Source organism: Kitasatospora sp. NPDC059827 (assembly GCF_042731675.1).
Classification (GTDB): Bacteria; Actinomycetota; Actinomycetes; order Streptomycetales; family Streptomycetaceae; genus Kitasatospora.
In genome coordinates this window covers 1-23721 of record NZ_JBHWIV010000001.1, presented here as the reverse complement: position 1 = coordinate 23721, position 23721 = coordinate 1, and the positions used below count along the sequence as shown (strand labels likewise).

Here is a 23721-nt window from a genome sequence, read left to right as displayed (position 1 = left end):
GTGTTTTTTTTTTATATCCTACTGGGGGAGGTCCCCCGGATCGATTGTGTATCACGGGTGTGGTAAGTCGGACCCGCCGACTTCCCACTCCTCCCGTGCCTCCCGTGCCTCCCGCTCCTCCCCCCGTCGCCCGTGCCAGCGGTCCAGCACCAGGCGCAGGGCCTCGCTCATCAGCAGCAGGAACTCCGCGGAGGCGTCGAAGCGGGCACCCGCCGCAGTGTTCGGCCCGAGGACCTCCGCCCCGCGCCGCGTCGCCGCGATCAGTTCCTCGTTCATCCGCAGCGCGGCGAGGGCGGAGCGGAGCCAGATGTCGTCGCCCATGACGTAGCGCTCGCGGCGTTCGCCCGGCGTGCGCTCGCGCCGGACCATCCCCTGCTGTTCGAGGAAGTTGACGGCGGAGGACACGGAGGCCGGGCTGACCCGGAGGCGACCGACCAGTTCCGCGGCGGTGGCGGCACCGGAGTCGGCGACGCACAGGCAGGCCAGCACGCGGGCCGCCATCCTGGGCAGCCCCTGCCGTTCGAGCAGCGCGGTGAAGAACTCCTCGAACTCCCGGAGCTGCCGGGGGTCGCGCCCGTCACCGTCGTCGGGCGCCGCCGGCTCCGGCGGACGCTCCGGCCTCCGGCGGCGCGCGCGGTCCCGGGTGGACTCCTGCGCCCGGTCGGCCCGGTAGTCCTCGGGACCGCCGTTGCGGGTGACCTCCCGCAGGACGGTCGAGGCCGGGCGCCCGAGCCGTCGCCCGATCCCGCCGTAGCCGAGGCCTTCGGCCAGCCCCTCGGCGATGGTCCGGCGCTCCTCGTCGGTGAGCCTGCCTCCGGGCATCGGCCGCCGCTCCTTCCCGTCCGTCCGCACACTCCGCGCACTCCGCGCACTCCGCGCACTCCGCGCGGTTCCGCTCCGCAGTATGCGTTCACCGCCATCCCATTGCAATGCCTACTCTCATCATCCATTGCATTCAGCGCCACAACCATTGCAATGGAAGACCTCATCAACGAGTATTTGCAAGCATTCTTACCACCTCTGCATCGTTGACGATTCTCTGAACGCAATGTAGCTTCGACATCGTTCAGCAATCACCGAACGCTCATGCAGGGGGAGATCCACCATGGTCATGGCCAGGAGCAACAGCGGCTTCTCGGAAGCGGGACTGCGCCGGGTGCGCGACGTGCTGGCGCGCCACGTGGACTCCGGACGGATCCCGGGGGTCGTCGCCCTCGTGAGCCGGGGCGGGGAGGCGCACGTCGAAGCGCTCGGGACAATGGAGCACGGCGGGGGCGCCCCGATGCGCCGGGACACGGTCTTCCGGATGGCCTCGACGTCCAAGCCGGTCTCGGTGGCGGCCGCGGTGGCCCTGCTCGACACCTGTGAACTGCGGCTGGACGACCTGGTGGAGCAGTGGCTGCCGGAGCTCGCCGACCGGCGGGTGCTCAAGCGGCTCGACGGCCCGCTGGACGACACGGTCGCGGCCAAGCGGCCGATCACCGTGCGCGACGTGCTGACCAGCACCTTCGGGCTCGGCATGGATCTGACCGCGCTGGGCACGCCGATCATGAACGCGGTCTTCGAGCAGGGGCTCACGCCCGATCTGCCGGTGCCGATGCCCGAGCCCGACGAGTGGCTGCGCCGCCTCGGCACGCTCCCGCTGATGCACCAGCCCGGCGAGAGCTGGCAGTACCACATCGCCAGCGACCTGCTCGGTGTGCTCGTCGCCCGGGTCACGGGGCGTCCGTTCGAGGAGGTCCTGCGCGAACGCGTCCTCGACCCGCTGGGCATGTCGGACACCGGGTTCCACGTGCCCGCCGACAAGCTCGACCGGCTGCCCCCGCTCTACGCCCCCGACCCGCGGAGCGGGGAGTTCACCGTCTGGGACGAGCCCGTGGGCGGACGCTGGAGCAGTCCTCCGGCGTTCCCGGGCGGCGGTGGCGGCCTGGCCTCCACCGTCGACGACTACCACACCTACTTCCGGATGCTGCTGAACCACGGGAAGCACGGGAGCGAGCGGGTCCTGTCCCGTCCGGCGGTCGAGCTGATGACCACCAACCGCCTCTCCCCCGAGCAGACCGCCGCCCGGACCGCACTGGCCCGCGACAACGTCCACCTGTCGTACGGCCAGGGGCAGCACGGCGGTTGGGGCTTCGGGATGGCGGTGCGCAGCTACCGCGGCGACTACGCGCCGGTCGGCCAGTTCGGCTGGGACGGCGGTAGCGGCACCTCGACGTACGCCGACCCGGAGAACGGGGTCGTCGGTCTCCTCCTCACCCAGGTCGGGATGTCCGTACCGCACTCGGCGCGGCTGATCCACGACTTCTGGACGACGGTCTACCAGGCCGTCGAGGACTGACGTACCGGCATCGGTACCCATGTGCAGGAGGAGTGGGACGTCGGACCCGCCGACTTCCCACTCCTCAGCGTGTTTCCGGGCGGGCTCAGCTACTGCTGGGCCTCGGGGCCGGGAGGGTGGCCGAGCCGGTCAGCAGGGGCCACTCCTTGTGGAACGGCGGGAAGGGCAGGCTCTTCTCGAAGAGCGGGGTGCCGAAGATCTTGAGGTGGGCGGTCAGCGCGCCGTTCAGGTCGACGCCGCCGACCAGGGCCCAACTTCCCTTCACCTCGGGCCCCTTGCCGGGCAGGTCGACGGCGAGGGAGCCGTCGGCCTTGGCGCTGAGGTAGGGGGCGACACCGGCCTGGACACCGACGGTGTCGTAGAGGCCGACGCTGGCCTCGACGCCGAGGGCGGCGCGGACGGACGCCTTGCCGTTGAGGCGGACGTGCACCGGGGACACCTTGGTGTCGGCGCTGGTGACCGGGGTCCAGCCCTTGCCGCCGGTGTAGTCGGCGCGCACGGCCCAGGTGCCGGTGGCGTCCTGCTCGGTCTCCAGGTGGACCTGGCCGTCGGCACTGACCTCCAGGTAGCAGGTGAGGCCGAGGTTGACCACGACGGGCAGGCCCGCGACGGTCAGCACCGGACTGGCCTGCAGCTTGGCGAAGGGGACCCGGATCGGGGCCGCGCCGGTGTTGCGGGCGACGTCGCCGGTGACCTTCCAGTGCGCCTGGGCGCCCAGGTCGAAGCCGATCGAGGCGGTGCGCGGGCTGGTGGCCTGCGCGCCGTGGTAGGCGAAGTGGACGGCCGGGTGCAGCTGGAGGGAGCCGGAGGCGTCCAGGCTCGCGCCCTCGGGCAGCGGGACGGGGGCCTTGACGTCGATCCCCAGGGTGCCGGAGGCGTCGGCCTTCACGCCGTTGCCGTCGATGCCGGCGGTGGCCTTGAGGTCCTTGACCAGCGGGGTCACCTGGATGCCGTGCACGTCGATCGGCACCTGGCCGTCCGCCTCGGTGCCACCGAGCAGTTCGGTGAGGGTGGCGGGCCGGGTGGTGAGGTTGACGGTGTTGCCCGCACCCGGGGTGGCGCCGGTGACGGCGACCAGGGCGCCCTGCGGGGCGGCGGCGGTGGGCGGGCTGGCGAGCAGCTGGCCGGGCTGCACGGCGGCGGCGGCCGCGGCGGTGGCGGCGGTGGCGGCGGTGGAGGTGCCCGACGGGGTCGCGCTCGTGGTCGGCGCAGGGGTCGGTACGGCACTCGGCGCGGTGCTCGGCACGGCGCTCTGCGAGGCGCTCGGGGCCGCACTCGCGCCACCGGCGGTGAGCACGGCCGTGCCCTTCCCCGGGTCGTACGCGGTGAGCTGGAGGGCCTTGGTCGCGGCCGTGACCGCGCCGCCGTCCTTGCCCGGGGTGCCGATGGCGGCCTGCTGGTCGCCGGCCGGCGCCACCGTGACGTTGCCGGTACCGGAGCCGGCAGCGGTGGTCGGCGTCGGACGGGCGGAGGCGGCACCGGCCCGGGCGCGGGGCGCGCCGGAGCCGGGGGCGCCGCCCGCCGGGCCGCCCCCGGGGGTGGTGGCGCCGGTGTCGGCGGTGCTGGTGGCGGCGGCCGGTTCGACGGCGGCCTGCGGGGTGCTGCCGGAGCCGGTGGGCCCGCACGCGGCCGTTCCGGCGAGGATGAGGGTGAGCAGGGCTGCGGGCGCGGCCCGGCCTATCGAGGGTTTGAACACGCGGCGTCATGTTACTGACGAGGAATAAGTTTGTCGAAGACAGGCCAACGGAATCCCCCGGCACCCTGAAACCGCAGGTCAGACCAGCCGCGCGACAGGCAGTCGACCGTCCGGCAGTGTACCCGCCGCGAGGCCCCCGACCGCCCCTGCGAGCTCCCCGAGATAGCGGGAGCGCCCGGTCGGCTCGGCCCCGAGGCTGCGCACGTACGGCCCGTCCCACTGGGCGTCGAGCAGCCGCCCGCCCGCGGCGCCGAACCGGGCCCCGAGGTCGGCGACGGCGATCCGGGCGGCGTCCGGGCGGCGGTGGAACATCGAGTCCAGACTGAGCGCCGCCCCGACGGCCACCCCGAAGACCCCGCCGATCAGCTCCTCGCCCTCCCACACCTCGACGCTGTGCGCCGCCCCGAGCCGGTGCAGCTCGACCAGTACGGACCGTAACTCCTCGGTGAGCCAGGCGGGTTGGCGCCCCTCGGCACAGGCCGCGAGGACCGCCTCGAAGGCCCGGTCCGCGGTCGTCCACCACTCCGGGACACCGCCCGCACCGCCGCCCTCACTGTCCGCACCACCCGCGCCTCCCACGGCACGCAGCCGCCGGGCGAGCCGGCGGGGCAGCCGGACGGCGCCGGGCCGCAGCACCGGCCGCGGGTCGGGCGACCACCACGCCAGCGCGTACGGGTCCGCCCCGCCGGGCAGCAGGGCCACCTCACCGGCCTCGACGGCGTCCCCGTGCAGCGCCTCGTTGTAGGCGGCCGCGTAGTCGTCGGCGGCGGGCAGCGGGAACAGTCCGCGCCGGTAGGCCGACAGCAGCGACTGCGGCCCGAGCACCCCGCCGAAGGCCACCGGCCCCTCCGTCGGCGCGCGGTGGAGGTCGAGGGCGTCGAAGTCCGGCACCGTCCGGGTCACAGGAATCCCTCGTCGGTCAGCCGCGCCAGGTAGAGGTCCAGCAACCCGGCGTCCACGTCCGGCAGTTCGATGCCGCTGCCGTCCAGGGCCGCTTCCGTGTTGAGCCGGTCGAAGCGGGGGAACACCGGTTGGAAGTACAGCTCGCTGATGGACAGCCGGGAGCCCGGAGCCCGGTCGACGAACAGCGGCACGAACGGCGTGATCGGGTGGGTCGGGTGCCCGGCGGCGAACCGGACCAGCCGTTGCACCCAGTGCCGGTACGGGAGTTCGGCGATCCGGTGGCCGCGCGCCCGGAGCCGGTCGGCGAGTTCGGGGAGCCCGGCCGGGTTCGGCGAGGTGAGGTGGTAGACCTCTCCGTCGGCGGGCGCGTGCGCGGCGATGTGGGCGACCGCCCGGGCGAAGCGGTCGGCCGGTACGAAGTCCAGCGGCAGCCGGACGTCCGGGCAACTGCCGCTGTCGGCGAAGTACTTGATCAGCGCGCAGAGTTCGGTGCCGGTGTTCATCACCCCGGTGGCGAGGTCCCCGGTGACGTCGTTGGTGCGCAGCACGGTGACCGGCAGTCCGCTCGCGGCCGCGTTGTGCAGCAGCTGTTCGGCGACCCACTTGCTCTCCACGTAGCCGACGCCGAGCCGTTCGGGGTGGGCCAGCGGCGTGCGCTCGGTGACTTCGCGGACGCCGGCCGCGCCGAACCCGGCCAGCACGGCGAGGGTGGAGAGGTAGTGCACGGGCACGCCCCGGCTGTGTCCGGCGAGCCGGACCACCTCCCGGGTGCCGTCGACGTTGGGCGCGCGCAGCTGGTGGTACGGGTAGAGGAAGTTGACCAGCCCGCCGAGGTGGTACACCGCGTCCAGGTGGCGGGCCAGCCAGTCGAACTGATGCTCCGTCAGGCCGAGTCGCTCGGCGGCCAGGTCGCCGACCAGCGGAACCACCCGGGCGTCCGCCAGGTCGTGCCGCAGGAACCGCTGCTGGGTGGCGCGTAGCCGTTCCAAGGCGTGTTCCTGGTCCGGCGCGCGGACCAGGCAGTGGATCCGCGCCCCGGTGGTGGTGAGCAGTTCGTGCAGCAGGTGGGCGCCGCAGAAGCCGGTCGCTCCGGTGAGCAGGATCTCGGCGGGTTCGGCCCGGGAGGGCGCGGGGCTCCAGGACTGGCCGACGGGGTGGGTGAGCCGGGCCTCGGCCTGCCAGTCGACGGCGGCCTCGCCCGGGGCGGTGCCGCTGCGGGCGGCCTGGAGGGCGGCGGTGAAGTCGCGCAGCACGGGCGAGCGCAGCAGCGCCCGGGTGAGGGTGCGGACGTGGCCGACGTCCAGGCCGAACATCATCCGGGCCCGGGCGAGCATCTCCATGGCGAGCAGCGAGGTGCCGCCGAGGGCGAAGAAGTCGTCGTCGGGGCGGACGAGTTCGGCGCCGAGCAGTTCCGCCCAGAGGTGGCCGACGGCGGCCTCGACGGCGCTCGGCTCCCCCTCGCCCGGTCGGCCCTCGCTCGGTTGGCCCGGGGCCTGTTGGCCCGGGACCGCTCGGCCCGGGACCGGTTCGCCTGCGGACCCGGCCGGCGCGTCGGCCCGGACCGGGGCCTGCGGCAGCGAGCGCCGGTCGATCTTCCCCGCCGCCGTGAGCGGCATGGCCTCCAGCGCGACGTACTCCGCCGGGACGAGGTACTCCGGCAGCCGCTCCGCGAGGAACGCCCGCAGCCCCTCCGGCCGCTCCGCCCGGTCGCCGAGCGTGTAGTACGCGACGAGCAGGCGGCTGCCGTCCGGCGCGCTGCCGTCGGCCGCGACCCGGGCCTGCCGCACCGCCGGGTGGCCGGCCAGCACCGCCTCGATCTCGGCCGGGTCGACCCGGTGGCCGCGCACCTTCACCTGGTCGTCGAAGCGCCCGAGGAGTTCCAGCTGCCCGTCGGCGCGCCAGCGCCCGGCGTCGCCGGTGCGGTACATCCGCTCGCCGGGCAGCGGCGCGTACGGGTCGGGCAGGAACGATTCGGCGGTGAGCCCGGCCTGCCCCCAGTAGCCGCGGGCCAGGCCCGGCCCGCCCAGGTGGATCTCCCCCCGCTCACCGGGCCGTACCGGGCGCAGCCGCCCGTCCAGCACGTGCACCCGCACCCCCGGCAGCGGGCGGCCGATCGGCACGTGGGAGGCCGGGGAGTCCAGCAGTCCGGGGGTGAGTTCGCAGTGCAGGGAGGTGACGGCCGCCTCCGTCACGCCGTACGCGTTCAGCAGCCGTACGCCCGGCAGCCGCTCCGCGCAGGCCAGGCAGTCGTCGGCGTGCACCACGTCCCCGCCGACCACCACCAGCCGCAGCCCGGCCGGGGCCGGTCCGCCGGGCGGCAGCAGGTCGAGCACGTGGTGCCAGTACGCGGGTGTGAAGTCGGCGACCGCCAGGCCGAGCCCGGGCAGCCGGCGGACCAGTTCGGTCGGCGCCCAGGTGTCGCGGCCGCCGAGCACCACCGTCGCCCCCGCGAGCAGCGCCGAGAACACCTGCTCCAGCGCGGTGTCGGCGCCGAGTGCGGCCAGCTGGAGCACCCGCTCGCCGGGGGCGAGGCCGTAGGCGCGGACCACCCGGTCGAGGGTGAACAGCAGTGAACGGTGGGTGACCGGGACGCCCTTGGGCCGGCCGGTGGTGCCGGAGGTGTAGATCAGGTAGGCGAGGTCGTCGGGGGTGACGGGGTCGTCGGGGGCGGCGAGGTCGTCGGGGGTGGCACCGTCGGTGGCACCGCCCTCCGCCCCCGCCGGTACCGGACCGCCGACATCCACCCCCACCCGCTCCACCCCGTCGAACCCGTGCCCGTCCGTGACCGCCACCCGCGCCCCCGAGTCCGCCACCAGCCCCGCGAGCCGCCGCTGCGGGTGCGCCGGGTCCAGCGGCAGGAAGGCCCCGCCCGCCTTGAGCACCCCCAGCCAGGCCACCACCAGCTCCACCCCGCGCCCCAGGCAGACCGGCACCACCTGCTCCGGCCCCACCCCCCGGGCCCGCAGCTCGGCCGCCAGCCGGTCACTGTGCGCGTCCAGCGCGCGGTAGCTCAGCGTGCCCTCCTCGCTCACCACCGCGACCGCCGACGGGTCGTGCGCGGCCCGGGTGCGGAACAGTCCGTGCACGGTGTCCACGAAGCCGGCCCGGGCACCGGGGGCGCCGCGCCGCGGCGCGGCCGACCCGTTGCGCTCCACCCAGGCCCGGCACTGCTCCCGCCCGTCCGGCCCGTACACCTGGCGCCACCCGTCGGGCAGGGTCAAGTCCCCTGGCCAGAGCGCGTACTGGCCGTCGTCGTTCCGTACCACGGCGTGACGCCCGGACCTCACGTCCGCGCGTACGCCCCGTGCGCTGTCGTCTGCGTCGTCCACCGGCTTGACCTCGTGCTGAAGCGGCAGAATGCTGGGAGGTGCGACATTTCCGACTATACGCACTCAGGGGACTCCTACAACGTCCGTCGCACAGCCCGCCGGACGCCGCTCCCCCGTGGGCCGACCGGCCCCGGAGGGCCGTCCGCAAGACCCGCCCTCGCCCGAACTCCCCCGCCCGACCGGCGGGGTGGTGTCGCGGAGGAGGTAGCCTCGTTGACTCGCCGGCGACAACGCCTGATGGCCTGTTACCTGCTCTGGATGGTGCTGTTCACCGGCATCTACTTCGCCGACCCCGGGCTGCGGATCATCTGGTGGACGGGCATGGGCCTCGGCGGCGTCGCCGCCGTGGTGGTCGGCGTCCGGCTCAACCGCCCCCGCCACCCGACGTCCTGGTACGTCCTGGCGCTGGCCAACCTCAGCTTCACCACCGGCGAGGCGGTCCAGGCCCTGCAGCTCGACATCCTGCACCTGAACAACCCGTTCCCGTCCGTCGCCGACGGCTTCTACCTGGCCGAGTTCCTGCTCTACGCGGTCGGCCTGGTCGGCTTCATCCGCTGGCGCACCGCCCGCCAGGACCGCGCCGGCCTGCTGGACGCCCTGATCATCACCCTCGGCCTGGCCCTGCTGGTCTGGATCTACCTGATCCTCCCGTACGCCCGGAACCCGGACCTCAGCTGGATCCAGAAGGCCGTCTCGATCGCCTACCCGCTCGGCGACGTGGTCGTCCTCGCCCTGCTGCTACGGCTGTTGACCCCGCGCGGCGGCAACTCCCGCTCGCTGCAACTGCTCACCGTCGGCGCCCTGGGCCTGCTCACCTCCGACATCCTCTACGGGCTGATCCAGCTGCACGGCACCTGGCGGATCGGCACCGGCGTCGAACTCGGCTGGGCCGCCTTCTACACCGCCTGGGGCGCGGCCGCCCTGCACCCCTCGATGGTCGAGCTGACCAGGCCCGTCCCCACCCAGCAGCCGGACCTCTCCGCCGGCCGGCTCACCCTGCTGACCCTCGCCTCGCTGATCGCGCCCGGCATGCTGATCATCGAGTCCCTCGCCGGGAACACCAGCAACGCGGGCGTGATCGGCGCCTTCTCCGCCCTGCTCTACCTGCTGGTGCTGGCCCGGCTGGCCGTGGTGGTGGTCGCCCGCCGCGAGGCGGTGGCCCGGGAGCGGACGCTGCGCGAGGCGGGCGCGCGGCTGACCGCCGCCGTCACCGTGGCGGAGGTCGCCGACGCCGTCCAGGCCGCCGCCGCGACCCTGATGCCAGCCGAGCGGGGGCACGTCGCCCTGCTCGCGGTCACCGAATCGGGGGTGCTGCACGTCCGCCGGGCCGGCAACCACAAGGACGACCGCCGGGACGCCGCCTCGCCGAACACCGGGCACGACCGGGACGACCGGCGCAACCGGGACGACCGGCGCGACCACGAGGACCACGACGACCACGGCGAAGCCCTCGCCCGCCTCGCCGCCCACCGCGAGACCCGCCTGCTGCCCGTCGGCTCCGACGACCTCCCCGCCCACCTCGGCGGCATGCCCGCCGCCCTGGTCAGTCCGCTGATGCTGGCCGAACGCCCCTCCGGCGACCCGCTCATCGGCGCCCTGGTCGTCACCGGCACCGAGCAGGAACTCACCAGCCTCTGGGGCTCGCTGGAGATCCTCGCCGCCCAGGCCGCCCTGGCCGTGGAGCGCGTGGTGCTGAGCCAGGAGGTCACCCGCCGCAACAGCGAGCTGTACTTCCGCACCCTGGTGCAGAACGCCAGCGACGTCATCCTGATCCTGGACGCCGACGACGGGATCCGCTACGCCTCCTCCTCCGCGGAGCGCGTCCTGGGCCACCCCGACCTGAACGGCACCCGGCTGACCGACCTCGTCCCGCCCGAGGACAGCCGGGAGGTCGGCGGCGCGCTGGCCCGGATGCGCGGCTCCGCCGAGCCGCCCCGCGGCGACCAGCCGCGCGAGCACTGGCGGCTGCTGCGCCAGGACCGCACCCCGATCGAGGCCGAGGTCCGCTACACCGACCTGCGCGACGACCCGACCGTCGGCGGCCTGGTGCTCACCCTGCGCGACGTCACCGAGCAGCGCCAGATGGAGCGCGAGCTGACCCACCGGGCCTTCCACGACTCGCTGACCGGCCTCGCCAACCGGGTGCTGTTCCAGGACCGGGTCGGCCACGCGCTCTCCCGCGGCGAGCGCAGCGGCGCCGTCACCGGGGTGCTGTTCATCGACCTGGACGACTTCAAGGTGGTCAACGACACCCAGGGCCACGCGGTCGGCGACGAACTGCTGGTCGCCGTCTCGCTGCGGGTCTCCACCGCGCTGCGCAGCTCCGACACCGCGGCCCGGCTCGGCGGCGACGAGTTCGCCGTCCTGGTCGAGGACGCGTCGTGCCCGAGCGACGTGGACACCATCGCGGCCGGCGTGCTCGCGGTGTTCACCGAACCGTTCAAGCTCAGCGCCGGCGCCGTCCGGGTCAGCGCCAGCATCGGGGTGTCCACCACCGAGGACAGCGTGGACTCCGCCGAGCTGCTGGCCCACGCCGACCTCGCGCTCTACTCGGCGAAGGCGGCCGGCCGCCGCCAGTGGTGCCACTACCGGCCCGCCCTGCAGACCGGGATGGTGGAGCGGCACGAGATGAACGAGAACCTGGACTCCGCCATCGCCGAATCGGCCTTCCAGCTGTACTACCAGCCGATCGTCGACCTGCGCACGGGCGACCTGGTGGCCTTCGAGGCCCTCGTCCGCTGGCCGCACGACCAGCGCGGCATGGTGCTGCCCGACGAGTTCATCGCCCTCGCCGAGGAGAGCGGCCAGATCGTCCCGCTCGGCGCCTGGGTCCTCGAACGCGCCGCCGAGGAGGCCGCCGCCTGGCACTCCGCGAGCTCCGCCGCCCGCTCCGCCACCGGCCGCCCCCCGCTGCGCGTCAACGTCAACGTCTCCGCCCGCCAGTTCCGCGACGCCGGCTTCGTCGACGTGGTCCGGCACGCCCTGGACACCTCCGGCATCGACCCGCGCACCCTCGTCCTGGAACTCACCGAATCCGTCCTGATGCGCCGCGACGACCGGCTGCGCGCCGACATGGCCGTCCTCGGCGATCTCGGCATCGGTCTCGCCATCGACGACTTCGGCACCGGCTACTCCTCGCTGTCCTACCTGCGGGAGTTCCCGATCTCCCTGTTGAAGATCGACAAGTCCTTCATCGACGGACTCGGCCTCTCCGCCCAGCAGTACGCCCTGGTCGAGGGCATCACCCGGATCGCCGACACCCTCGGCGTCCAGGTCATCGCCGAGGGCATCGAACACCCCGACCAACGCGACCTGCTCGCCGCCATGGGCTGCCCCCTGGGCCAGGGCTACCTCTTCGCCCACCCCATGGACGGCGCCCAGGCCCGAGCCCTGGTCCGGCGCACCACGTACGAGCCGGCGTAGTCAGATATCCCGTCAGCAATGCAATGTCCTGGAAAAGTGCCGGAAAACAACATTCCCCGGGGCCCATCCGAGAGCCTGATGGCACGCCAGACATTCCACCGCTTTATCGACAAACCGTCATCAATCCGCACCCTGCGTGAGTGATCCGTTACGGAATCTTCATCCTGGCTGGTCACTGGGTGTCAGCTGGGAATGAGAGATTGTCGTTCGGCTTCGAAGAAGCCTTTACCAACAATGGCAATCTCTTGAGAGAGTCTTGATGTCACGACGGTCTCTGGCCTCGTCCGGTTCCACGGACGGGGCCTTCTCCACGCGCAGGACACGGCGAATAGCCGCAATCCTGACGCTCGGTCTGCTGGTGCAGGCCGGTGTCGCAGTGGACGCGATCACGGCGACCCCCGCGGTCGCCGCGCCCACTCCCGCCGTACCCCCGGTCGAGCCCACCAGCGAGGCGCCCGACGAGGCGTCCGCTCTGCTGTCCGCCCGGCTCCAGAAGCGGCGGATCGAAGTCACCGGCGCCCGCACCGAGTTCACCACCCTGTGGGCGAACCCCGACGGCACCCTCACCTCCGACCGGTCCACCGGGCCGATCCGGATGAAGTCCGGCGATGCCTGGGTGCCCGTCGACACCACCCTGGTGCAGACGCCCGACGGCAAGGTGGCGCCGAAGGCCCACCCGGGCGGGGTCGTCTTCGAGGGCGGCGACGCCGGGGTGACGGTGGGCGACAGCCTGCCGGGAGCCACTCCGACGACCGCACCGACGGCGGTTCCGACCACGGCCCCGACCACGGCCCCGACGACCGCTCAGCCGACCTCCGGGTCCACGGCGACGCCCACGACGGCTCCCACGACGGCTCCCACGCCGACGCCCTCCGCGAGTGCCTCGGCCTCGCCCTCGGCGTCCCCGTCGGCGTCCCCGTCCGCCTCCGCGTCGGCCGACCCGACCCGGGCCTCCCGCAACGGCGCCCGCGCCGCCGCGGCCCCGGCCGCGGCTCCTCAGCCGGCCGCCCCGCAGCCCGCCGACGCCAAGCCCGCCGAGCGCGAGCTGGTCAAGATCGGCACCGGTGAGCAGGAGGTCAAGTTCGGCTGGCTCGGCAAGCTGCCCAAGCCCAGGCTGGACGGCAACAAGGCCACCTACGTCGACGCCCGCCCCGGCGTCGACCTGGTCCTGGAGGCCACCCGGACCGGCTTCGAGCAGTTCCTGATCGTCAAGGACCGCGCCGCCGTCGCCCAGACCGGCACCGTGACGATCCCGCTCGACACCACCGGCCTCACCGTCGCCCCGCAGCAGGACGGTTCGATCCAGCTGCTCGACAAGCCGAACGGCAAGGCCGTCGTCCGCATCCCGGCCCCGGTGATGTGGGACGCCACCGTCGACCCGGCCTCCCAGGAGCACCTGAACCGCGGCGCGGTGACGATGCAGCTGCGCGGCCAGGGCGCCGACACCGAGCTGGTGTTCACCCCGGACGCCGCCTTCCTGGCGGACCGGAACACCACGTTCCCGGTCACCATCGACCCGGTGGTGGACGTCGGCACGACCTTCGACACCTACGTCCAGACCAACGAGAACATCGACGCCTCCGCGTCGACCGACCTCAAGCTGGGCAGCTACGACGGCAAGGTCGTGGCCAGGTCCTTCCTGACCATCCCGGGCGGCTCGTTCAACGGCAAGCAGATCCTGGGCGCCACCCTCAACGTCGCCAACTACCACTCCGCTTCCTGCACCCCGAAGCAGTGGGAGGTCTGGAACGCCCCCGGCGCCGCCTGGTGGACCCGCTGGGGCAACCAGCCGGCCATGGAGCGCAAGTGGGCCACCTCGAACGACACGTACGACGTGGCGGGCGACGGTGACAACCACGACTGCTACGACGGCGCCGGCAACTTCTGGGCCAAGGCCGACGTCACCGAAATGATCCGGTACTTCTCCGGGTACGGCTACAACGAGTACGGCTTCGCCCTCAAGGCGGCCGACGAGTCCAGCAGCCTGTCCTGGAAGCGGTTCAGTTCCGCCGAGGGCAACTGGCCGCCGTTCATCTCGGTGACCTACAACTCGGTCCCGCCGACGCCCTCCGTGGTCGACGTGCTGCCCTCGCAGCAGGGCAACCCGCGCTACACCAACTCGGCGACGCCCCGGTTCCAGGTCCTCGCGGCCGATCCGGACGGCGGCGAGGTCGGGGTCAACTTCGACCTGTGGCGCAACGGTTCGTACCTGACCGGCATCTACCGCAAGGTCCCGGCGAACACCTACGCGCAGATCACCCCGGCCGACCTCGGCATCGCCAAGCTCGACGAGGGCGCGTCGTACGCGATCTGGGCACGGGTCGCGGACGAGCGGTCCATGTCCGGCTGGGTCGGCACGAGCTTCGTCGTCGACACCGTCAAGCCCGGTACGCCGTTCGTGAGTTCGGCCGACTACCCGGCCGACGGCCTCTGGCACGGCACCGCCAACCAGGCGGGTTCGTTCACCTTCTCGCCCGCCCCGGGCACCGACGACACCGCGGCCTACGTCTACACCCTGGACGGCGGCACCCCGGTGACCGTCGCTGCCACCGGCGCCCTGACCACGTCGATCACGCCGACCACCGAGGGCCGGCGCGTGCTCAGCGTGCAGTCCAAGGACCGTGCGGGCAACCTGTCCCCGCCGGCGACGTACGTGTTCCAGGTCGGCCAGGCGGGCATCAGCTCGCCGGTCAACGGCACCCAGTCGGCCAAGCGCGTCAAGCTCTCCGTCGACGCCCAGACCCAGTTCAAGCGGGTCGTCTACCAGTACCGCCGCGGCCCCGGGGCCACCGAGTACAACGTCCCGCGCACCAACCTCACCAAGGCGGACAACACCCCGGTCACCGAGGACAAGCCGCGCCTCGCGGACCTCGGCCCGCACGCCAACTGGAACGTGCTCGACACCCTCGGCCAGGTCGGCGGCGTCGTCCAGGTCCGGGCCGTGCTGTTCCCCGAGGACGGCTCCGGCAACGGCTACACCACCGTCTGGAACACCATGACGGTGGACCGCAACGCCGACGGCGCGGCCACCACCGCGGTGGGACCGGGTTCGGTGAACCTGCTCACCGGTGACTACACCACCAGCACCACCGACGCCGGCGAGTTCGGCATGTCGGTGAGCCGTACCGCCTCCTCGCGCGACCTCGCGCGCGGCTGGCAGCCCCAGGGCGAGCGCCTCAGCGTCAACCAGCGTCAGATCGGCACCGACACCGCGGGCTTCACCCCGGGTCAGGCCACGGTCACCCGCTCCACGGCGCGCGGCCACGACAGCTCGACCGACTCGCTGCTGATCACCCCGGCCGCCTCCGGCTGGGACTCCTTCGCCGCGCTCGGCCCCGAGTACACCCTGGGCCAGGGCATGAAGCCCGGCCGCACCTACCGGCTGACCGGCTGGATCTACGTCCCCGGTGCCACCGGCCTGGACAACCCGCTGGCCAACCGCGGCCTGCGGATGGTCGGCGTCTACCGCACCCCGGCCGGCTACGGCGAGACCGCCTCGCCGAAGGCGTCCTTCACCGACGGCTGGCAGCAGCTGACCGTCGACATGGTCGTCCCGGCCGACGCCACCGAGGCCTGGTTCCGCCTCTACAACGGCAACGCGGGCGGCAGCGGCAAGGAGGTCTTCTTCGACGACCTGTCGCTCAAGGAGCTCGTCGCCCCCTTCGGCCCGCAGTGGGCCGGCGGCCCCGACGCGGGCACCGGGTCGGAGCTGCGCTCGCTCTCCTTCCCGCAGTCCGACCTGGTCGAGATCAAGGGCAACGACGACAGCTCGCTGACCTTCGCCAAGGGCAACGACGGAACGTTCTTCCCGGAGCCCGGCGCCGAGTCCCTGACGCTGAAGGCCGTCCCGGCCAAGTCCGGCGCGGTCGTGCTCTCCACCTCGGGCCAGTGCCTGGAGGTGCCGAACGGCGCCGCCGGCAACGGCGCGCGGCTGCAGTCCGCCCCGTGCACCGGTGGCACCAACCAGCAGTGGACCCGCGGCGACGACCTCACCCTGCGGGTGCTGGGCTACTGCCTGGACAACCCGTGGGGCCAGCTCAACGACAACACCCCGCTCGCGCTGTGGGGTTGCAACGGCGGCGACAACCAGCAGTGGGAGGTCCGCCCCGACAACACGGTGGTGAACCGTCACTCGGGCAAGTGCCTGGACGCCTACCAGGGCGGCACGATCTGGGCCTGCTGGGCGGGCCCGAACCAGGTCTGGGACGTCCAGACCGCCGGCACCACCTACGAGCTGACCGAGCTGGACGGCTCCAAGACCGTCTTCGCCCGCCAGGCCGGTTCGAACATCTACCAGGTGGTCAGCGAGACCGGCCCGGAGGCCAGCTCGACGACCCGGTTCCAGTACGACACCACCGACGGCCGCTCGCTGGTCAAGCGCGTCATCCCGGCGGTCGAGCCGGGCGTGGACGACACCAACGGCTGCACGGTGGACCCGCTGCCACGCGGTTGCAAGGTCCTGGAGTACGACTACGCCAAGGTGACCACGGCCACCGCGACCACCCCGGGTGACTACCTGGACCGGGTGCGCGCCGTGAAGGCCTGGTCGTGGAACCCGGCCACCTCCAAGCAGGAGGCCGTCGAGGTCGCCCACTACGCGTACGACGACCGCGGCCGCCTGGCCGAGGCCTGGGACCCGCGCCTGGCCAGCCCGTTGAAGACCACCTACGGCTACGACGACGCCGGTCGGGTCACCCGCGCCGCTGCGACCGGTCAACTGCCGTGGAACTTCGACTACGGCAAGGCCGCGGCCGACCAGGACCCGGGCCGACTGCTCAAGGCGCGGCGCGCCGCTCTGGCGCAGGGCTCCAAGGACCAGGTCGCCGGCGAGACCGCCACCACCGTCGTCTACGACGTGCCGCTGACCCGCGGCGCGGGCGGTCCGTACGACCTGTCGGGCCCGGACGTGGCCAAGTGGGCGCAGACCGACGCCCCCACCGACGCCACCGCCGTCTTCGACCCCGAGGACGACCCGGGCACCAACACGGCCACGGCCGCCAAGCCCGGCCCGGACGGCTACAAGCCGGCCAGCGTCCACTACCTCAACGCCTCCGGCAACGAGGTCAACACGGCCAGCCCGTCCGTCACCCCCGGCGGTGACATCGACACCAAGGAGTACGACCGCTACGGCCACGCCGTGCGCACCCTGGAGGCCACCAACCGCTCCATCGCGCTCGGCACCCACCCGGACGCCGACAAGTACGCGGCCGAGCTGAACCTGCCGACGGACTCCGCCTCGCGGGCCCGCCTGCTGGACTCCCGCACCGTCTACACGGCCGACGGCCTGGACGTGGCGGACACCCTCGGCCCGGTGTACCGAGCCGCGCTCGCCGAGCAGGTGAACGGCCAGACCGCCCCGGTCGCCGTGACCGCGGAGGCCGAGAAGCTCCCGCAGCTCGGCACCAACACCAAGGTCCAGGTCGACAACGACTGCTGCGGCCTGACCTGGTCCGGCGGCGCCCAGTTGGGCATCCGCGGCACCGCGGCGGGCGCGTTCGACAGCATGCGGGTCAACGTCCCCGAGGAGGGCGACTACGTCCTCTCCGGCCAGCTCACCAAGAACAGCGACCACGGCGTCGTCCAGTGGGCGATCAACGGCCAGAACGTCGGCCAGCCGATCGACACCTACAGTGCGACCGCCGCGATCGCCCCGTTCACCGTCGGCCAGTCGGTGCACCTCGCACGTGGCGACCACGAGCTCAAGCTCACCCTGGTCAACACCAACGCCGCCAGCGGCGGCGAGCGCTTCCACGCCGGTGTCGACACCGTCACGCTGACCAAGACCACCGTCAACCCGACCCTCCCGGCCGGTACCTCGGTCATCGCCCGGGACCACAACACCAACACCTACGACGAAGGGAAGCCCGACGGCCAGGCCTACCACCTGGTCACCACCGCCACCGACGGCGCCCGCATCGACGGCTACGCCGACGACGTGGAGCTGCGGGTCACCAAGAACGGGTACGGCACCCCGATCGGCGGCACCTCCGGCTGGGCGCTGAGGAAGCCCACCTCGGTCACCACCGACGCGCTCGGCGCCAAGCTCACCCGCACCACGAGCTACGACGCCCAGGGCCGCACCGTCGAAACCCGGGTCCCGGGCAATGACGCGGCGGACGCCGGCACCGTGAGGACCGCGTACTACACGGCGGGCGCCAACCCGGCCGCCCCGGCCTGCGCCAACCGCCCGGAGTGGGCCGGCCTGGCGTGCACCAGCACCCCGGGCGCTGCCGTCACCGGCGCGGACTCCGCGCGGATGCCGACCACCCTTCCGGTCAAGCAGATCACCCGGTACTCGCGCACGGGCAAGCCGGAGGAGGTCATCGAGACCAACGCCGGCAAGACCCGCAAGACCGTGACGGTGTTCGACGCCGTCGACCGGCCGGTCTCCTCCGAGACCACCGGCGACGAGGGCACCGCCGTGCCGAAGTCCGAAACCACCTACGACCCCGCCACCGGCGAGGCCGTCAAGGTCACTGCGGACGGCAAATCGATCAGTACCGTCAAGGACGTCCTCGGCCGCACGGTCTCCTACACGGACGGCGACGCCGCGACGACCACCACCGAGTACGACAAGTTCGGCAAGCCGGTCAAGGTCACCGACCCCACCGGTTCGCTCTCCTTCACCTACGACCGGGCCAAGGAACCGCGCGGCCTGCTCACCTCGGTGACCGACAGCAAGGCCGGCGAGTTCACCGCCAAGTACGGCCCGGACGGTCAGCTCGTCGAGCAGACCTACCCCGGTGGCATCGTCCGCAAGGACTCCTTCAACGCCTCCGGCAAGGCCGTCGCCCGCAGCTACACCCGGGCCACGGACGGCGCGGTCGTCTGGGCGCAGACCAACGAGGTCTCCACCCAGGGCCAGGTCGTCAAGGACAGCACCGGCACCGGCAGCAAGAGCTACGGCTACGACCGCCTGGGCCGCCTGGTCAAGGCCGAGCAGAACACCGTCAGCAGCGGCTGCACGTCCCGCGTCTACACCTACGACATCCACTACAACCGCACCGGCAAGGCCGTCTCCGGTCCGGCCGGCGACGGCAGCTGCACCACTGCCGGCGCCACCACGACCACCTCCACCTACGACAGCGCCGACCGGATCACCGACCCCGGCTACCAGTACGACGCCTTCGGCCGCACGGTCAAGACGCCGACCGGTACCTCGATCAGCTACCGGGTCAACGACCTGGTCGCCTCCCAGGAGACCGCCGACACCAAGCAGACCTGGACCCTCGACCCGGCTGCCCGCCTCAACAGCAGCACCATCGCCAAGAAGCAGGCCGACGGCAGCTGGTCCACCACCGCCGCCAAGACCAACCACTACGGCGGCGGCAGCGACAGCCCGCGCTGGATCGTCGAGGACCCCGCCACCGGCGCCTGGACCCGCAACGTCCCCGGCACCGACGGCGACCTCACCTCCACCGTCACCGACAAGGGAGACATCCGACTCCAGCTCACCAACCTGTTCGGCTCGGTGGTCCTCACCACCGACACCGCCCTCACCAAGCCCGTCCTCCTCGACGCCGACGAGTACGGCAACCCGACAGCCGGGCAGCCCGCCACCCGCTACGGCTGGCTCGGCGGCAAGCAGCGCTCCGCCGAGGCCCAGGACGGCCTGGTCCTGATGGGCGTCCGCCTCTACAACCCGGCCAGCGGACGCTTCCTGTCCATCGACCCGGTCCTCGGCGGCAACGCCAACCCGTACGACTACGTCTACGGGGACCCGGTCAACGGCCACGATCTCGACGGCCGCTTCTGCCTGAAGTACCGCAAGGGTGGCGGCTGCGCCTTCGGCCGCACCTTCAACAAGGTCATGACCCCCATCGTGAAGGCACGTGACAAGGTGACCAGCACGGTGTCGCGGGGGGTCAGCAACGCCCGTGGCTGGGCCCGGAACCACCCCGGGGTCTACCACCGCGTGGTCAACTTCGGGGTCGGCGCGGTCGCCGGCGCGAGTGCGGTGGCCTTCTGCGCGGGAACGGGCGGAATCGGCTGCATGATCATCGCAGGCGCGGTCGCCGGTGTCGCGGCCGGAACCCCCATGCACGTTGCGGCGGACGGCCTCATCGGACGTAAGCCCACCGACCGTGAAATCGGCGGGTACGCGACGATGTCCGCAACCGGCGGAGCATTCCAGGGCGGTTTCCGGTTCAGGTTCGGAATGTCCCCCATCAAGAAGGTGTTCAGCTTCTTCCGTCGGTAGAAAAGATCCCTGACACCCTCTCGTACACAGTGGAGAGCACGAGAATGCGCCCCGTCGGGCCCGGTACGACCACCGGGCCCGGCGGGGCCTCGTCCCACCCCCACCCCCGCCCCGTCCCCGTGGAGTATCGTTCGTGAAGCTTTCCCTCTCCGTCTCGAAGCACCAGTGGCTCTCCCACGCGAAGACACTGAAGAAGTACGCGGAGATCGATTCACCGGTGGGCGTCATCGACATCTACCGGGGCCCGTCGGACTACCCACGCACGGAGGGCCTCGCAAGGTTGTCGGAGCACTGGTCCTTGCGGATCGAGGACCGGGAGGTCCTGGCCGTCACAGGCCTCGGTACACCGGGAATCTCCGCGTCAGCGACGGCCAGGACAGGACTCGACGCCGTTCTCTGCGGGCGCCGGGGACGTCTGCTGGCCCAACGATCGTTCCGACGGGAAGAACGGTTCGTACGATTCTCGTCCCCGGAATACGTCATCACCGCGGCACACCGCGCAGGACACCGGGTGATCACGGATACCCGCAACTCCGAATGCGCGTCCATGCGGCGGGGTCGGTGGGAGGTGTCCGTCGCGTCCGAGGAGGTGTGCGTCTTCGCCGCTCTGGTGACTGCGGCCCGCCTCGAGGGTCTCCTGGACTCACCCCTGCTGGACTTCCTGCCATAGCCGTTCGCAACCGGCCCGGGCGGGAATCCCCGCCCCGGTGCGGCCCTGCCCGCGGCCGGGACCGGGGAAGCCGGCACCCCCGCCGCCGGGCCGTACCCGAACAAGGAAACCCACGTGCACGCCCGCTTCATCGGCCTGGACCCCTGGTCCCCGCCGCTGCACACCATCGAGCTCCTGGCCGGCAGTCGGTACCTGGACCTCCACAACGACACCGCGCTGCTGGGCTTCCGGCTCGGCGGGCACCCGAAGCTCACCCTCACCGGGCGCCGGCACGGCCGGAACCCAGCAGCACCATCACAGCTGAAGGACGTCATGGAATTCATCGCTTCCGCCCTCCTCGCCATCGGCCGGGCGCTCGTCGCCCTCCTCGGCTGGGTCGCGACCATCGACGGCATCCGGGGCTTCGTCGAGGACGTCAAGAAACAGAAGTGACCCGGCCCGCACATCCGCGGCGGGGTTCGGCAGATCGGGGAGGGAGAGGGCATGGCAGCGGCGAAGAAGGACTGGTACGCGGTGCGGTGCGTGTTCCGGTGGGAGGCCTCGGAGGGGCGCTGCTACGAGGAGCGGTTGACGCTGTGGCGGGCGGAGTCCACGGAGGAGGCGATCGCGCGGGCGGAGGAGGAGGCCCGCCGCTACGCGAGCGACAACGGGGTCCGCCGCCTCGACTTCGCGCAGTCGTACCGGCTGGCCACCGACGGGCGGCCGGGCGACGGGGACGAGGTGTTCTCGTTGCTGCGGGACAGCGGGCTGGACGAGGACGCCTACCTGGACCGGTACTTCGACACCGGCGAGGAGCACCAGAGCACCGTCCCGGGCGGATAGCGCCAAGGAATCCGCCCGCCCCAACGAGTCGACACCTCCCAATGAAACCTGACCGCTGCGCACACCAACTCGCCGACATTCCATGGGAGTTCACTCTCACGAGTGATTGTCGAAGCTCCGCACACTGACCGACACTCGAAGCATCCGGAGAGCTCATGGGGCTCTCCCGGCGCAAGGAGTGACGCCATGACCGCAGTCGAATCCTCCGCCTCCGAGATCCCGCAGATCGCGGGCCACTCGCAGCCCACCGGCCACGGCCAGGACCTCGCGGCGATCGGCGGCAACGTCGGTACCGTGAACCGGGCCTGGTGGACCTGGACCCCCTCGCACGGGACGTTCAACCTCCAGCTGTCCTGGAACGTCATCGGGATCGACTCCACCGTCGTGATCACCGCCTCCGAGATCGACTCCAACGGGAACCGCTTCGTGGGCGCCGCCGCCTTCCAGGTGTCGAGCATCGCCCCCGGCAACGGGATCGTGACCTTCAAGATCGACATCGCCTGGGGCAGTTCCCTGCCGATGCGCACCGACGTCGTGGTCCTCAACTGAGCTTCCCCGCGCGGCGGAAGAGCTGATCGACACCCCGGAGCCCGGGCACACGGAGACCCACCGTGCACCCGGGCTCCGGCACGTTCCGGCCTCGCCCGCGCATCAGCCCGGGGATGTAAACCCGTGGACCAATGCGCCCTGCCCGGAGATCAACCGACGGGCTGATGCCGCTCCCCCGCGCCCCGTGACAGCGTCCTCCGCATGGACACCACGCCGTTCACCGGCCCCACCGGACTGACCCGCCGTCGCATGCTGGGCACCGCGCTGGCCCTGGGCGCCGCCGCCCCGCTCGGTCTGGCCTCCACCGCCCGGGCCGACGCCCCCACCACTCCGGGCAGCACGACCCCGCCCGCCCCGACCCCGGGCAGCCCGACGCCCGGCCGGATCACCCTGCCCGCGCCCACCGGCCCGCACCGCATCGGCACGGTCGCCCTGCACCTGCGCGACACCTCCCGGCCGGACCCGTTCGCCGGCCCCGGCCGGTACCGCGAGCTGATGGCCAGCGTCTGGTACCCCGCCCGGAAGGCCGAGGAGCTCCCGCTCGCCCCCTGGCTGAGCGACGGCGCCCTCAAGGCGTTCCTGGACGACGCCGGCTACAAGATCCCGCTCAGCGCCGCCCCGCTCACCGCCGCCCGCCAGGGCGCACCCGTCCACCGCCCGGGCCACCGCGCCGGCCACCGGCTGCCCGTCGTCGTCTACTCGCACGGCGCCCACGCCCACCGGGCCGTCAACACCGTCATCGTCCAGGAACTCGCCAGCCACGGCTACATCGTGGTCACCGTCGACCACACCTGGGACGCGTTCACCGAGTTCCCCGACGGCCGGGTGCTCACCCCGTGGATCGAGGGCGCCCCCAGGATCGGCCCGAACGACTGCGCCGCCGACGCCCGCTTCGTCCTGGACTGCGTCGAGGAACTCGCCGCCGGACGCAACCCCGACGTCGACGGGAAGGCACTTCCCGAGGGCCTCCTCGGCGCGCCCGACCCGCTCGACGTCGGCATGTTCGGCTGGTCCAAGGGGGGTTCGGCCACCGCCGCCGTCCTCATGGCCGACCGCCGCGTCCGGGCCGGCCTAGCCATCGACGGCCCGATGGCGGCGATCACCGTCACCGACCTGGACCGGCCGTTCATGATGATCACCGCCGAGTTCGGCCGCGACCGGAACCCGGACGCCGTCACCTTCTGGAACCACCTGCGCGGCTGGCACCTCAACATCCAGGCCGACGGCGTCCGCCACAACTCCTACGAGGACGCGGCCGTCCTGATGCCCCAACTCGGCGCGCTGCTCGGCATCCCCGTCGAGCAGATCCAGCAGATGGTCGGCACCCTCCCCGCCGACCGCTCCACCCGCATCCAGCAGTCCTACCCGCTCGCCTTCTTCGACGCCCACCTCCGCCACCGCCGCAGCGCCCTCCTCGACGGCCCCTCGCCGACGTTCCCGGAGGTCAAGTTCCTCCCCTGACGAGCAGGACGGGCGGCCGCCACGGGGGTGCGGCCGCCCACCGGGGACCAGGACCATCGGGGCACCCACCCCCGCACCCGGCCACCACCACTTGCGCCAACGGCCCATGACGGACAACGACAAGGACATCCGGTCGCAGGCCGGCTGTGCCGCCGCCAAGGGCTTCTTCCGGGCCGCCTGGTACCGGACCGACCCCACGGTGGCCCCCGTCGAGCACTCCGCTCCACGGGGGGCCCCCCGGGGGCCCGGGGGGGGGGTTTTTAAAAAAAACCAGCCCCCCACACACCCAGCAAAACGGTGTGGTATAAAAAAAAAACAACCCACCAA

General features: G+C 72.4%; 12 protein-coding genes. 8 read left to right on the top strand and 4 right to left on the bottom strand.

Annotated features, from left to right (window positions below; translation table 11 throughout):
• Positions 1-51 precede the first annotated feature (51 nt).
• Positions 52-822, bottom strand: a complete 771-nt coding sequence (locus ACFV8H_RS00060; protein WP_380395773.1) for a helix-turn-helix domain-containing protein — start codon at positions 820-822, stop codon at positions 52-54.
• A 289-nt stretch (positions 823-1111) separates the two neighbouring features.
• On the opposite strand from ACFV8H_RS00060, the gene ACFV8H_RS00055 reads away from it, so the two are divergent.
• Positions 1112-2341, top strand: a complete 1230-nt coding sequence (locus ACFV8H_RS00055; protein WP_380395970.1) for a serine hydrolase domain-containing protein — start codon at positions 1112-1114, stop codon at positions 2339-2341.
• A gap of 85 nt (positions 2342-2426) precedes the next feature.
• Here ACFV8H_RS00055 and ACFV8H_RS00050 read toward each other — a convergent pair whose 3' ends face one another.
• The 3 genes from ACFV8H_RS00050 to ACFV8H_RS00040 form a co-directional block, all read right to left on the bottom strand.
• Complete coding sequence (locus ACFV8H_RS00050; RefSeq protein ID WP_380395772.1) at positions 2427-4037, bottom strand: hypothetical protein; 1611 nt, start codon at positions 4035-4037, stop codon at positions 2427-2429.
• A gap of 78 nt (positions 4038-4115) precedes the next feature.
• The gene (locus ACFV8H_RS00045; RefSeq protein WP_380395771.1) at positions 4116-4940 is read right to left on the bottom strand and encodes a leucyl/phenylalanyl-tRNA--protein transferase; all 825 of its coding nucleotides are present in this window, start codon (positions 4938-4940) and stop codon (positions 4116-4118) included.
• Entirely contained in the window at positions 4937-8227 is a 3291-nt protein-coding gene (locus ACFV8H_RS00040; protein ID WP_380395969.1) for an amino acid adenylation domain-containing protein, read from the bottom strand. The genes ACFV8H_RS00045 and ACFV8H_RS00040 overlap by 4 nt, the downstream gene beginning before the upstream one ends.
• A gap of 255 nt (positions 8228-8482) precedes the next feature.
• Between ACFV8H_RS00040 and ACFV8H_RS00035 the strand changes: the two genes are divergently transcribed.
• From ACFV8H_RS00035 to ACFV8H_RS00005, 7 genes are all read left to right on the top strand, one after another.
• A complete protein-coding gene (locus ACFV8H_RS00035; protein ID WP_380395770.1) occupies positions 8483-11692 on the top strand; it encodes a putative bifunctional diguanylate cyclase/phosphodiesterase in 3210 nt (1069 codons plus the stop codon).
• A gap of 376 nt (positions 11693-12068) precedes the next feature.
• Entirely contained in the window at positions 12069-19892 is a 7824-nt protein-coding gene (locus tag ACFV8H_RS00030) for a ricin-type beta-trefoil lectin domain protein (protein WP_380395769.1), read from the top strand.
• Positions 19893-20025: 133 nt separating this feature from the next.
• Complete coding sequence (locus tag ACFV8H_RS00025; RefSeq protein WP_380395768.1) at positions 20026-20562, top strand: hypothetical protein; 537 nt, start codon at positions 20026-20028, stop codon at positions 20560-20562.
• 114 nt (positions 20563-20676) lie between these two features.
• Positions 20677-20994 (top strand): hypothetical protein, encoded by a 318-nt coding sequence (locus ACFV8H_RS00020; protein ID WP_380395767.1) that lies wholly within the window; start codon positions 20677-20679, stop codon positions 20992-20994.
• Positions 20995-21045: 51 nt separating this feature from the next.
• A complete protein-coding gene (locus ACFV8H_RS00015; RefSeq protein WP_380395766.1) occupies positions 21046-21384 on the top strand; it encodes a hypothetical protein in 339 nt (112 codons plus the stop codon).
• Positions 21385-21570: 186 nt separating this feature from the next.
• Positions 21571-21933 (top strand): hypothetical protein, encoded by a 363-nt coding sequence (locus tag ACFV8H_RS00010; RefSeq protein ID WP_375895463.1) that lies wholly within the window; start codon positions 21571-21573, stop codon positions 21931-21933.
• A 201-nt stretch (positions 21934-22134) separates the two neighbouring features.
• Positions 22135-23394 (top strand): alpha/beta hydrolase family protein, encoded by a 1260-nt coding sequence (locus ACFV8H_RS00005; protein ID WP_380395765.1) that lies wholly within the window; start codon positions 22135-22137, stop codon positions 23392-23394.
• The last annotated feature ends 327 nt before the right edge of the window (positions 23395-23721 follow it).

What these genes read in the sequence shown, in the direction of transcription:
- ACFV8H_RS00060 (WP_380395773.1), bottom strand. Translation starts at nt 822, where the DNA reads ATGCCCGGAGGCAGGCTCACCGACGAGGAGCGCCGGACCATCGCCGAG.
- ACFV8H_RS00055 (WP_380395970.1), top strand. Translation starts at nt 1,112, where the DNA reads ATGGCCAGGAGCAACAGCGGCTTCTCGGAAGCGGGACTGCGCCGGGTG.
- ACFV8H_RS00015 (WP_380395766.1), top strand. Translation starts at nt 21,046, where the DNA reads ATGGCAGCGGCGAAGAAGGACTGGTACGCGGTGCGGTGCGTGTTCCGG.
- ACFV8H_RS00010 (WP_375895463.1), top strand. Translation starts at nt 21,571, where the DNA reads ATGACCGCAGTCGAATCCTCCGCCTCCGAGATCCCGCAGATCGCGGGC.
- ACFV8H_RS00005 (WP_380395765.1), top strand. Translation starts at nt 22,135, where the DNA reads ATGGACACCACGCCGTTCACCGGCCCCACCGGACTGACCCGCCGTCGC.